A 12,675-nucleotide genomic window follows, 5' to 3' on the forward strand; every position below is an offset into this window, starting at 1 on the left:
CACAAAAAAATTACTAATTAGCTGGCGGATCTAGCCATCTATTACGTAGGTATTAGATGGCTAGAGAAATTCGAGAATTCGATTAGAAAAATTAGAGTTTACTTAAATCGCGCACCGCACCTTTATCGGCACTGGTCGCCAAGAGCGCATAGGCTTTCAGTGAGGCAGACACTTTTCTTGGCCGCTGCTTGCGTGGTTTCCACGCGTCTGCACCGCGGGCTTCTTCCTCGGCACGACGTTGTGCTATTTCTGAATCGGTGAGCTTGACGTTGATGGTGCGCGCGGGAATATCGATTCGAATGACGTCTCCGGTTTTCACCAGACCGATGGCGCCACCCGCCGCCGCCTCAGGTGACACGTGCCCGATACTCAAGCCCGATGTGCCGCCGGAAAAACGACCATCTGTGAGCAGGGCGCACTGCTTGCCCAACCCCTTGGATTTCAAATAGCTGGTGGGATAAAGCATTTCTTGCATTCCCGGCCCGCCCTTGGGCCCCTCGTAGCGAATGATGACGATGTCACCTGCGTTAACCCTGCCATCGAGAATATCCGCCACTGCGTCCTCCTGGCTTTCGACAACGTAGGCAGTGCCCTCGAACACCCAAATGTCTTCGTCCACCCCAGATGTTTTAACCACGCAACCATCCACTGCGATGTTGCCGGTGAGCACGGCCAGGCCGCCCTCCTTGCTGTAGGCGTGAGCGACATTGCGGATGCAACCTTGTTCGCGGTCGCCGTCGAGACTGGGCCAGCGCGTGCTCTGCGAGAAAGCCGTTTGGGTGGGGATGCCAGCGGGACCGGCCATATAAAACTTCGCCACCGCACTATCGTTTGATTGCACGATGTCCCACCGAGCAAGTGCGTCGCCCAAGGTGTCGCTGTGGACCGTGGGCACGCTGGTATCGAGCAAACCGGCGCGTGCTAGCTCACCTAAAATTCCAAAAACACCCCCTGCGCGATGTACATCTTCCATGTGGTATTTCGGGGTGTTGGGCGCGACCTTGCACAGTTGCGGAATTTTTCGAGAGAGCACATCAATTTTTTTCATATCAAAATCGATGCCGCCCTCTTGTGCCGCGGCTAACAAATGCAAAATGGTATTGGTGGAACCGCCCATGGCGATGTCCAGTGCCATGGCATTGTTGAACGCGGAAACTGAGGCAATGTTGCGTGGCAGCAGGTGCTCTTCGTTGCCTTCGTAATAGCGCTTGGTGATATCGACGATGCGGCGGCCGGCCTCTAAAAATAATTGTTCTCGGTCGGCGTGGGTGGCGAGTAGTGAGCCATTGCCTGGCAGCGACAACCCCAGCGCCTCGGTCAAACAGTTCATAGAATTGGCGGTAAACATACCCGAACAGGAGCCGCAGGTTGGGCAGGCGGAGCGCTCGTAGGCATCAACCTGCTCGTCGGTGGCATTACTGTCGGCTGCGATGACCATGGCATCCACTAAATCCAACTTGTGCTCAGACAACTTCGTTTTACCGGCCTCCATAGGCCCGCCGGAGACGAATACCACGGGAATGTTCAGGCGCATAGCCGCCATCAGCATACCGGGCGTGATTTTGTCGCAGTTAGAAATGCAGACCAAAGCGTCAGCGCAATGGGCGTTGACCATATACTCGACGCTGTCGGCAATAATGTCCCGCGAGGGCAGGCTATACAGCATGCCATCGTGCCCCATGGCGATGCCGTCATCGACGGCGATGGTGTTAAATTCTTTGGCCACGCCGCCGGCCTGTTCAATTTCTCGGGCCACCAATTGCCCCATGTCTTTCAGGTGCACGTGGCCAGGTACAAATTGTGTAAAAGAGTTAGCTACAGCAATAATCGGCTTTTGAAAATCGTCGTCCTTCATGCCCGTGGCACGCCAAAGCGCGCGCGCGCCCGCCATGTTGCGACCGTGAGTTGAGGTTTTAGAACGATAGACTGGCATTGCGCACTCCGAAACTAAACTGAGACAGCGGGAAAGGCCGGCCAGCATACCAGAATCTTGAGTGTTGGCCGACCCTTTAAGTTGGCGTTTTTAGCAGCAAAATTACCTAGAGGCCCAGTTTCTTAATAAATATTTTCGATTTGCGCTGATAGTTGTAGAGAGATTGCTTCTCGTCGGGCAGCGCGTCCAAATCGCCAGGTACGAAACCTTGCTCCAAAAACCAATGGGCCGTTTGCGTGGTCAATACAAACAATTCACGGATACCCGCGCGCACCGCTTGTCGTTCCAACTGCCTGAGGAGCTTTGCGGCACGCCCGCCCTTTTGATAACCGGGATGGGTGACCACACAGGCCAATTCCGCTTTCGCGATGGCGTAGGGGTAGAGCGCGGCACAGGCGAGTATGGTGCCGTCCTTCTCCAGCACAAAAAACTTTTCGATTTCCGTCTCGAGCATTTCTCTCGAGCGCCGAACCAATACGCCGGCGCGCTCTAGCGGCTCAATGAGCTCGATAATGCCGCCCACGTCGTCAATGGTTGCGGTGCGCAATTGTTCGTAGTTGTCGCGATAGACCATGGAGCCGCTGCCATCGCGGGTGAACAGCTCCTTCAAAAAGGCGCCGTCCTCACTGTACGAGACTATTTGTGCGCGCGGCACGCCTTGGGTACAGGCTTGATAGCAGGCGGTGAGCGCCAGCCGGCTGCCGTGGGCGGGTCGGCTGTGGGGCGAGTTCAGGTATTGGTCGGCCTCGTGCAACATGAATTCGCGTATCAGGCCACCGTGCTCGTCTTCGACACCGGCCCCTTCCACAAAACTGACAATCTTGTCGGCCTGTAGCGTGACGGCGACCTGCGTCGCCACCTCGGCGAAGGATAGGTTAAACACCTCACCCGTGGGTGAGTAGCCCAGTGGCGACACGATCAGTACCGCGCCCATATCAAGTGCTTGGCGCATGGGTTTGATATTGATGCGGCGCACCTTGCCGGTGTACTGCAAGTCGGTGCCGTGGATTACCCCCATGGGCATGCCGGTGACAAAGTTGCCGCTAATCGCTTGGATCTGTGCGCCGTGCATGGGCGAATTGGGCAGCCCGGTGGACAGCGCTGCCTCGATATCGACGCGCACTTCACCGGCAGCCTGAATAATGGCGGTCATGGCCTCCCGGTCGGTGATGCGTAAATTTTCGTGGAAGTGTGATTCCAAATCCGATAATTCGAGCCGCTCTTGGATCTGCGGGCGACTGCCATGGACGACGACCAGTCGGACGCCCAAGCTGTTGAGCAGCGCAATATCGTAAATAATATTGTGAAAATTTTTATGGCGCACGGCCTCGCCAGGCAACATCAAGACGAATGTTTTTCCGCGGTGGGCATTGATATAGGGCGACGAGTCGCGAAACCAATCCACGTATTGTTGTGCGAGATTTTGGGGGTTGTGTTCGGTCATTACTAAACCTGAGTGCGCAGGGTGAAAATAGTTAGCGATATCTATCTGCGATACCGCTCATCGGCAATAGTGTTCTATCAATTGTCGAATGATGCCAGCTGCGGGGCTCAATTGCGCCAACGGAATGAATTCATTGGGCTGGTGGGCCTGGTCGATGGAGCCCGGGCCCAGCACAACCGTCTCCATGCCCAATTGTTGCAGAAAGGGCGCTTCAGTGGCGAAGGCCGCGCTGACGGCGCCGAAGCCTGACAGGGATTCGCAGGCTTTTACCAACTCGCTGTGCGCCGATTGCTCAAAGGCGGGCACGTCATCAAAGAGTGCGCGCAGGCGAATGTCCACATCGAGCTCGATGGCTAGGGGCTCTAAGCGTCGCGCAATTTGCTCGTGCAGTTCGGCGTTGTTCATACCGGGCAGGCTGCGCAGGTCGAATTGTAATTCGCAATCGCCACAGATGCGGTTGGGGTTATCGCCCCCGTGAATACAGCCCAAATTTAACGTGGGCACCTGCACGTGAAAGCCGGGGTGGTGATGTTGGCTTTGCAGTTCAGTGCGAAATGCCTGCAATTCCGACATGACCCGGTGCATGGCATCGAGGGCATTGTTACCCAGTGCAGGATCAGAGGAGTGGCCGCTGTGGCCACGCACGTGCACGGCTTCCATCATAATGCCCTTGTGCATGCGTATGGGTCTGAGGCCCGTGGGTTCGCCAATTATGGCTGCGCGGGCTTGAAGGCCACCGCGCAGCGCCAGTGCGCGGGCGCCAGCCATGGAGGTTTCTTCATCAGCGGTAGCGATAATGGTAATTGGCGCTTGTAGCTTGTGGAGATCGGTGGCGCGCAGCGCGGCTAACACTACGGGGAAAAACCCCTTCATATCGGTGGCGCCCAGACCATAGAGTCGATCTTCGCGCTCGGTGAGCGAAAAGGGGTCTTGCGCCCAGCTGTGGGCGTCGTAGGGCACGGTGTCGGTGTGACCAGAGAGCAGTATTCCGCCGGGGCCGCTGCCCCGGGTGGCAATCAAATTGGCTTTGTGGGGTTGGTCGGGCAAGGGTTGCAGCTCACAGGTAAAACCGAGGTCTGACAGCCAATTGGCCAGCAATTCCACCACCGCGCGATTGCTGGTGTCGAGGCGAGGCGTTGCGCAACTCACGGAGGGCAACGCCACCAGTTGACTCAATTCCTGTGTGTAGCGTTTTAGGTCGATCATGCACTTGCCTCTAGGCGGTCGGCGTATCAGTCAAAAAAGTCGGTTCCTTTAATGGGTACCTTTAATAGGCCCCTTTATTAGGTAAGAAGAACGCTCTTAGCTTGATAGCTTAGCCGCCTGCTGGCAATGCGCAGTGACATCAAATGTGGATAGTGCCCTGCATGTAGTGCACGGCGTGGCCGCGCATCAGCACGCGATCATCCTTTAATTCGCATTCGATGTTGCCGCCCCGCTCGGAAAGTTGACGGGCCTGGCACAGGGATTTGTCGAGTTTGGCGGCCCAGAAGGGCATGAGCTTGGTGTGTGCTGAACCGGTCACCGGGTCCTCATTGACACCCACTGACGGCCCAAAAAAGCGGCTCACAAAATCGCATTTATCCCCTTTGGCGGTGACGATAATGCCGCGAAAGGGCAGTTGCTTAAGTGCGTTGATATCGGGGTCAATATTGGCCACCGCGCTTTGATTGGCGCACATCACCACCAAGTCTTCATTGGCGAAGGTGGCGCCGGGCGTCAGGCCTAAACCGGTGATGAGCAACGCTTGCTCCACACCACTCAGCAAGATCGGCGTCACTGGCTGTGCCGGAAAATCGATTTCTATGCGACCGTCGGCGAGTCGTTTAACGATCAAGGTACCGCTCAAAGTATCGAAATAAATGGTGTTTTGATGGTGCTGCAGGGCGTTGAAAATCACTTCAGCGGCAGCGAGCGTGGCATGGCCACACAACTTCACCTCGGCTTTAGGGGTAAACCAACGCAGCTGAAAGCGCGTGTCTTTGGCCACAAAGAATGCGGTTTCAGAGAGGTTATTTTCATTGGCAATGGCTTGCAGTGTTTCGTCGGGCAGCCATTTGTCCAGAGGTATTACGGCGGCGGGATTGCCCTTAAATCGTTGATCCGTGAAAGAGTCGATCTGATAGATGGGCAAGTCCATAGCAGGATATCCAATAGGTAGAACTTGAGTGTGTGCTTATTTATCTCGGGTCGCCAGTAAAACTTTGATTTAATTAAAAAAGGCGCCCTTAGGCGCCTTTGTTTTGTGCAGTAAACGCGATGGATTACGAGAACATGCCCTTGAACACGAAGAAAAACAAAATGGCGAGCAATGCACCGGCGGGCAGGGTGACAATCCACGACAGGAAGATACTGCCGATCACGCGCAAATTGAGTGCACCAATACCGCGCGCCAAGCCCACACCCAATACCGCACCGACCAGCGTGTGGGTGGTGGAAATGGGCAGGCCGGTACCCGACGCCAGCACTACGGTGCCCGCGGCACCCAGCTCGGCGGCAAAGCCACGGCTGGGCGTCAATTCGGTGATTTTCTTGCCAATGGTGGCCATTACTCTGTAGCCATAGGTGGCGAGACCAATCACGATACCGATGGCGCCCACCAATAAAATCCACCCGGGCATGAGTGCCTTAGCGCCAATGGCACCGGTCTTAACGGTAGACACAATGGCAGCCATAGGTCCGACGGCGTTGGCCACATCGTTGGAGCCGTGGGCAAAGGCCATGGAGCAGGCGGTAAAGATCATCAGAATGGCAAACACTTGTTCCACGTTGGCGAAGCGCGATTGCTCAGTGCTAACCGGCTTAACCCGCGACAGCAGATAAATGCCGAAGCCCGCCACCAACAAACCGATGGCTACCGAAATGCCCATGGATTCCAAGAAGCTCAAGGACAGGCCGCTATCTTTAAACACGTGCTTAAGGCCTTTCAGCAAAGTCACCATGCTGATCAGGAAGCCTACAAAGAACATGTACATGGGCACGTACTTGCGCGCGTTTTCGAGCGGCGTGGCGGTATTCAGAATCAGGTGCTGAACACTGCGGAACAACAGGAAGGAAATGGTGCCCGCCAGAATGGGTGACACTATCCACGAGGCGGCAATGGTGCCCACCTTGCCCCATTCAACGGCCTCGATGGAGATGCCGGCTACGGCAAAGCCAACAATGGCGCCCACGATGGAGTGGGTGGTAGAGACCGGCCAGCCCAGAATCGAGGCGATTAACAACCAGGTACCTGCTGCTAGCAGCGCCGCCATCATGCCGTACACCAGCAGCTCTGGCGTGTCGGCAATAGCGCTTGGGTCGATAATGCCCTTGCGAATGGTGGCGGTTACTTCGCCGCCCGCTAGATAGGCGCCCAGGAACTCAAACACCATGGCGATAATGATGGCTTGCTTGATGGTGAGTGCCTTGGACCCTACAGAGGTGCCCATGGCGTTAGCCACGTCATTGGCACCCACGCCCCAAGCCATAAACAGCCCAAAAATACAGGCCATGACGATAAAGATATGCCCGTATTCAGCAATAATTGACATGAAAAATTCTCCGCAATTAATGGGTGGCGCTTAGCGCGCCAGCAACAGCTCTAGTCGGCTGCCTACTTTTTGTGCACGGTCGGCGACGTCGCCCACCCAGTCGATCACGCGGTAGAGAAACATAACGTCTACCGGTGGCATTTCAGATTCCAGTGCAAACAAGGCGGCACGGATGCTGACTTCCATTTCATCGGCTCGGTTCTCCAGGCGGTCCAGCTCGCCAATCATGTTGGCGACGATGTCCACTTCACGCCCCGAAAAACCGGTTTCCAGCAATTCGTCCAGCTCGTTGATGGCCGTGAGCGACTGCTCCACGGTTTCGACGGCAGAGCCGACAAACTCCATCATCTGGTCGCCCAGGGCCTTGGGCAGTTTCATCTTGCGGCCCAGCATGATGCCGGCGATGTCTTTGGCGCGGTTGGCGATGCGGTCCTGGCCCGACAGCAGCTCCAGCAGGTCAGAGCGTGGCACCGGCAAAAACAGGCTCTTGGGCAGGTGCAGTCGCAAGTCCTTCTTGAGCTTGTCGGCGTCGTTTTCCAGCGCGTGGATCTTGATTTGCACCTGTTCAGCAGCGGTCCAATCGTTGGCGATCACCGCCGCAAAAAACGGCTTTAACAGGCCGGCAGCTTCAGTCACTACCGCCATGTGCTCTTGCATGGGCTTTATGGGCGATTTGCCAAAAAGAATGGCAAAAGGGTTGGCGCTCGGCATGATTTGCTCTCCCGTAGTTCAGTGCGCGCAGTATAGGGAGAGATGTGCGCTGGGTCACGCAACAATCGGTCATTATTTCTGCATATACTGCCTACAAGGCGCGTATTTTCGCGCTGTGTTACATTCTGCCCAATGCCAAGACCAAAGCGAGGAAATATGAACCAGTTGGCCACGCCGGACAGACCCCTAGAGATGCGCAAAGTGGCGCTGGCGCTACTAGAGGACGGGCGCATCAGCCAGGGCGATGCCAACCTGTTAGCGGGCACTCCGCTGTCCGAAAAACAGCGAGCCCGCAATCCGTTGTCCGTTATTGCTGCCCGCAAGCTGGCGGACCCGTCGCGCAAAGACAAGCCCCTCGATGGCGAGCAACTCTCACGTTGGCTGGCCGAGCGCAGCAATTTGGATTGGGTGAATATTGACCCGCTGGAAGTCAATGTGGCTCGCATCACTGAAGTGATGTCCTTTGCGTTCGCGCAGCGCCATAAAATTCTGTGCGTGGCGGTAAAGCCGGATGAGTTGGTAGTGGCCACGGCCGAGCCGCACGTAAACACTTGGGTTGAACAGCTTACCCACACGGCGCGCAAAGGCATCACCAAAGTCATTGCCGACCCAGATGACATCGATCGCTACACCGTCGAATTCTACGCCCTGGCCAAATCCATTTCGGGTGTGGGCGCCGGCAGCACCTCGGCGATCAATAACTTTGAACAGTTGTTGGAGGTGGGCGCCGCGAAAGACCCCGAGGCCAACGATCAGCACATCGTCAACATCGTGGACTGGTTGCTGCAATACGCCTTTGAACAACGCGCCAGTGATATTCATATTGAACCGCGCCGCACCATCGGCCGCGTGCGGTTTCGCATCGACGGTGTTTTGCATCAGGTGTACGAGTTGCCCATGAATGTCACTATGGCAGTGACCTCGCGCTTGAAAGTACTGGGTCGCATGAACGTCGCTGAAAAGCGCAAACCGCAAGACGGTCGCATCAAAACCAAGAGCCCCGACGGCAACGAGGTGGAGTTGCGTTTATCCACACTGCCCACCGCCTTCGGCGAAAAAATGGTGATGCGTATTTTTGATCCCGACGTGCTGCTGCGCTCCTTCGAGCAGCTGGGGTTAGTTGGCGATGATCTCGCCCAGTGGCAAGCGATGCTCGCGCACCCCAATGGAATCGTGCTGGTAACCGGCCCTACGGGTTCTGGTAAAACCACCACCCTCTACTCCTCACTCAAACGCATCGCCACCGATCAGGTCAATGTCTCCACCATCGAAGACCCCATCGAAATGGTGGAAGATGCCTTTAATCAAACCCAGGTGCAGCACAACATCGGGCTGGATTTTGCCGCCGGTGTGCGCACCTTAATGCGTCAAGATCCCGACATCATCATGGTGGGTGAAATTCGCGATTTAGAAACTGCTGAGATGGCCATTCAAGCCTCGCTCACCGGCCACTTGGTGTTGTCCACATTGCACACCAATGACGCCCCCGCCGCTGTGGCGCGCTTGGTGGATTTGGGCGTGCCGGCGTATTTAATTAAATCCGCCGTATTGGGGGTGATGGCCCAGCGTTTGGTGCGCACCTTGTGCCCGCATTGCAAAGCCCCCCAGCCCGTGGACGAGGCCGCGTGGCAACAGTTGGTGTCGCCCTGGAAGGCCGCCGCGCCCGCAAAAATTTACCAGCCCGTGGGGTGTTTGGAATGCCGCAATACCGGTTATTTGGGGCGCGTGGCCATCTACGAAATCATGATGCTCACCGACGCAGTGAAATCGCTCATCAAAGATGACGGCGATTTAATGGTGTTGCGAAAGCAAGCGGTAAAAGAAGGCATGCGCACCCTGCGCATGGCCGGCGCGCAAAAAGTGGGCGCCGGCTTAACCACCATCGAAGAGGTGATGCGCGTGGCACCGGCACCGGATAAGGATTAGTGATTTTTTCCAATAACCACGCGTGGCGTAAAACTGTCTTATACACAGCCAGCACGATTTGAATAATGGTGGCCACAATGATTAGCAATAGGTGGAGCCACCAGCAGTTGGCTGCGGTGTGCAAATAAAAAGCAGGGCGGGCATGGGAGCGCCACTGCCAATTGTTTGGGATAGCTAAATTAGTGCATGATCAACGCAGTGACCGAGGATGAATGTATGACTGCGTTACACCTGCCCGCTGACCCGCCCAGCACGCTCAGCTGTTACTCGGAACTATTGGCAGAGCTGCGCGCGCGCGCAGCGTGTTCTCCAGCGCAATGCGTTCGCTTGCAGCGCCTGCTTCACGCGAGCAATTTCGCCGCCGAAACCCTCAAGAAACACCCCGAGTGGCTGTCGCAGGTGATGGACGACAGCGACCAACCGAACGGCAATTTCGATGCGCGCTTGGCGGCGGAAATAAGCGCTGAAGACGAAGAAGAAACCTTTAATCGCCGCTTGCGCTGGTTCCGACACCGCGAACAAATTCGAATTATCTACCGCGAATTTAATGGCCTTGCACCGCTGGCGGAAACCACCGCCGACTTGTCGGCATTGGCCAGCTGCTTATTGAACGCGGCGCTCGCCTGGCACTACCCGCGCCTGTGTGATCAATTGGGTCAACCTATTGGCCGCCATTCCGGCAAGCCGCAGCCCATGGTGGTGTTGGGCATGGGCAAACTGGGCGCCTGGGAATTAAATCTATCCTCGGATATCGACTTGATTTTCGCCTTTCCCGAAGCGGGCGAAACCAACGGCGCAAGAGCGCTCGACAACCAACAATTTTTTACCCGCTTGGGGCAACGCCTCATAAAAAGTCTGGATACCGTCACCGTAGACGGCTTTTGTTTTCGGATGGATATGCGCTTGCGCCCGCACGGTGACTCGGGCGCGCTGGTTTCCAATTTCAACGCCATTGAAGATTACTACCAAACCCAGGGCCGCGATTGGGAGCGCTTCGCCATGATTAAAGCGCGGCCCGTGGCGTGGGTGGGCGAGGGAGGCACAGCCGCCGCCGACCATCTTATGGCGCTGTTGATGCCTTTTACCTACCGCCGATACGTAGACTTCTCCGCATTTGATTCACTGCGCAACATGAAAAATCTCATCAGCCGCGAGGTGCAGCGCAAAGGTTTGGATGAAGACGTCAAACTTGGCGCCGGCGGCATTCGCGAAGTGGAGTTCGTGGGGCAGGCCTTTCAATTGATTCGCGGCGGGCGCGATGTGGAATTGCGGGAGCGACGCGTGTTGCCCCTGCTGACGCTATTGGCCGACTGGGAATTGCTACCCGCAGACTCGGCGAAACACCTCGCCGATGCCTATGTGTTTTTACGCCACACCGAGCACGCGCTGCAGGCGCTCGCCGATCGCCAAACACAATCCTTGCCGGTGGGTGATGCAGAGCAGGCGCGCTTGGCGCAGGTCATGGGCTTCGATAGCTGGCAAGGCTTTTACGATCAACTCGCTGTACACCGCCGGCGCGTACATGAAGAATTTAAAGCGGTGATCGCCGATCCCGATGACGAAGATGAAGCGGCCGAAGAGACTGACATTCAGCGCTGGCAGGATTTTTTGATGGGGCTCCACAAGCCTCAACAGGACGCGGATGGCGCGCCGGCGGCCGGTTGGTTAGCAGAGCAGGGCTTCGACGCGCCTGCCGAGGTCTATGGCCAATTGCGGGATCTCTATAGCCAGCGCGCACTGCGTATGATGCAGGCCAGTGGCCGCGATCGCTTTGACCACTTTATGCCGCGCCTGATGGCGCTGCTGGCGCAGGAGTCGCCCCACCTCGAAACCCTGCAGCGGGTGTTGAAACTGGTGGTTGCCGTGTTGCGGCGCTCGGCTTATTTGGTGTTGCTCATCGAAAATCCGGCGGCACTCGCCCAGCTGGTGAAGCTCTGCGCCGCCAGCCCCTGGATTGCCGACCAGCTGTCGCGCCACCCCGCACTGCTCGATGAATTGCTCGACACGCGCAGCCTGTACCATCCGCCCAACCGCGAGGAGCTGGCAGATGAATTGCGCCAAGCCACGCTGCGCATTAACCGCGACGATCTCGAGGCGCAAATGGAGGCGCTGCGCTACTTCCGTCTGGCCCATGGATTGCGCGTGGCCGCCTCGGAGGTCGCCGGCGTGCTGCCTTTAATGAAAGTGAGTGATTACTTAACGTGGCTCGCCGAAGCCATTTTAGACTATGTGCAACAGCTCGTTTGGGAGCAAATGGTGGCCCGTCACGGCTACCCCGTGGTGGCAGGCAACCCCGTGCTGGCACCGGAATTTATCGTGGTGGGCTATGGCAAGTTGGGCGGGATCGAGCTCGGCCACGGGTCCGATTTAGATTTAGTGTTCGTGCACGACACCGAGCTCAACGGCTATACCGACGGTGAACGCAGTCTAGACAACCCCAGCTTCTACACCCGCATGGGGCAGAAAATCATCCACATTCTCAACACCCAAACGATCTCGGGCCAAGTTTACGAAGTGGACATGCGGCTGCGCCCCTCGGGCAATTCGGGGCTACTGGTAACCTCGTTGAATGCCTTCGAAAAATACCAGCGCAATGAGGCCTGGACCTGGGAGCATCAAGCGCTGGTGCGCGCGCGGGTCGTATGCGGCGCGCCCGCTCTGGCGGCGCGGTTTGAGGCGCTGCGCGTGGCGTTGCTGTGTCAGCCCCGGGATTTGACCAAGCTGGCGCAAGAGGTGGTGGCCATGCGCGAAAAAATGCGCACCAGCCTAGGCAGCGGCAGGGCCCAGGGCTTCCACCTCAAGCAGGACGCCGGTGGTATCGTCGATATTGAATTTATGGTTCAATACGCCGCTTTAGCTTGGGCCCACCAAGTGCCGGCGCTGGTGCGATACTCGGACAACATTCGCATACTCGGCTGTCTGGAAGAAGCAAATCTGATGGCCGCTGACGATGTGGCCAGCCTGATTAGAGCCTACAAAGCCTACCGTTCAACGGGTCACGCCCTCGCGTTACAACGCCAATCGGTGACCCTTGATGACAGCCAATTTTGCACAGAGCGCGCTGCCGTAATTGACTTATGGCAACGGTTGTTTGGGCCCGTAACCGAGACCCAGTCCCCGGGTTAGCC

At 56.8% G+C, this 12,675-nt stretch carries 8 protein-coding genes; 2 read left to right on the forward strand and 6 right to left on the reverse strand.

Translation table 11 applies throughout. From position 1 onward, the window contains the following. Nucleotides 1-91: 91 nt before the first annotated feature. From ilvD to FHS30_RS15845, 6 genes are all read right to left on the reverse strand, one after another. Nucleotides 92-1,933: a dihydroxy-acid dehydratase gene (ilvD, locus tag FHS30_RS15820; RefSeq protein WP_183911475.1), complete on the reverse strand. Its 1,842-nt coding sequence runs from the start codon at nucleotides 1,931-1,933 to the stop codon at nucleotides 92-94. A gap of 106 nt (nucleotides 1,934-2,039) precedes the next feature. Further along, complete coding sequence (gene argA / locus FHS30_RS15825) at nucleotides 2,040-3,377, reverse strand: amino-acid N-acetyltransferase (protein ID WP_183911476.1); 1,338 nt, start codon at nucleotides 3,375-3,377, stop codon at nucleotides 2,040-2,042. Between the two features lie 57 nt (nucleotides 3,378-3,434). Then, the gene (gene argE / locus FHS30_RS15830) at nucleotides 3,435-4,583 is read right to left on the reverse strand and encodes an acetylornithine deacetylase (protein ID WP_183911477.1); all 1,149 of its coding nucleotides are present in this window, start codon (nucleotides 4,581-4,583) and stop codon (nucleotides 3,435-3,437) included. Nucleotides 4,584-4,722: 139 nt separating this feature from the next. Continuing rightward, complete coding sequence (locus tag FHS30_RS15835) at nucleotides 4,723-5,517, reverse strand: PhzF family phenazine biosynthesis protein (RefSeq protein WP_183911478.1); 795 nt, start codon at nucleotides 5,515-5,517, stop codon at nucleotides 4,723-4,725. Between the two features lie 124 nt (nucleotides 5,518-5,641). After that, entirely contained in the window at nucleotides 5,642-6,910 is a 1,269-nt protein-coding gene (locus FHS30_RS15840; protein WP_183911479.1) for an inorganic phosphate transporter, read from the reverse strand. A gap of 30 nt (nucleotides 6,911-6,940) precedes the next feature. Beyond that, on the reverse strand, nucleotides 6,941-7,621 hold the full coding sequence (locus FHS30_RS15845) for a TIGR00153 family protein (RefSeq protein WP_183911480.1): 681 nt from the start codon (nucleotides 7,619-7,621) through the stop codon (nucleotides 6,941-6,943). 156 nt (nucleotides 7,622-7,777) lie between these two features. On the opposite strand from FHS30_RS15845, the gene tfpB reads away from it, so the two are divergent. Together tfpB and glnE are read left to right on the forward strand one after the other, a co-directional pair. Continuing rightward, nucleotides 7,778-9,547: a type IV pilus assembly ATPase TfpB gene (gene tfpB / locus FHS30_RS15850; protein WP_183911481.1), complete on the forward strand. Its 1,770-nt coding sequence runs from the start codon at nucleotides 7,778-7,780 to the stop codon at nucleotides 9,545-9,547. A 216-nt stretch (nucleotides 9,548-9,763) separates the two neighbouring features. Beyond that, entirely contained in the window at nucleotides 9,764-12,673 is a 2,910-nt protein-coding gene (gene glnE, locus FHS30_RS15855; RefSeq protein ID WP_246341361.1) for a bifunctional [glutamate--ammonia ligase]-adenylyl-L-tyrosine phosphorylase/[glutamate--ammonia-ligase] adenylyltransferase, read from the forward strand. The last annotated feature ends 2 nt before the right edge of the window (nucleotides 12,674-12,675 follow it).

The organism is Simiduia aestuariiviva (assembly GCF_014192475.1).
In the GTDB taxonomy this organism is placed as follows: Bacteria; Pseudomonadota; Gammaproteobacteria; order Pseudomonadales; family Cellvibrionaceae; genus Simiduia; species Simiduia aestuariiviva.

What these genes read in the sequence shown, in the direction of transcription:
- ilvD (WP_183911475.1), bottom strand. Translation starts at nt 1,933, where the DNA reads ATGCCAGTCTATCGTTCTAAAACCTCAACTCACGGTCGCAACATGGCG.
- argA (WP_183911476.1), bottom strand. Translation starts at nt 3,377, where the DNA reads ATGACCGAACACAACCCCCAAAATCTCGCACAACAATACGTGGATTGG.
- argE (WP_183911477.1), bottom strand. Translation starts at nt 4,583, where the DNA reads ATGATCGACCTAAAACGCTACACACAGGAATTGAGTCAACTGGTGGCG.
- FHS30_RS15835 (WP_183911478.1), bottom strand. Translation starts at nt 5,517, where the DNA reads ATGGACTTGCCCATCTATCAGATCGACTCTTTCACGGATCAACGATTT.
- FHS30_RS15840 (WP_183911479.1), bottom strand. Translation starts at nt 6,910, where the DNA reads ATGTCAATTATTGCTGAATACGGGCATATCTTTATCGTCATGGCCTGT.
- FHS30_RS15845 (WP_183911480.1), bottom strand. Translation starts at nt 7,621, where the DNA reads ATGCCGAGCGCCAACCCTTTTGCCATTCTTTTTGGCAAATCGCCCATA.
- tfpB (WP_183911481.1), top strand. Translation starts at nt 7,778, where the DNA reads ATGAACCAGTTGGCCACGCCGGACAGACCCCTAGAGATGCGCAAAGTG.
- glnE (WP_246341361.1), top strand. Translation starts at nt 9,764, where the DNA reads ATGACTGCGTTACACCTGCCCGCTGACCCGCCCAGCACGCTCAGCTGT.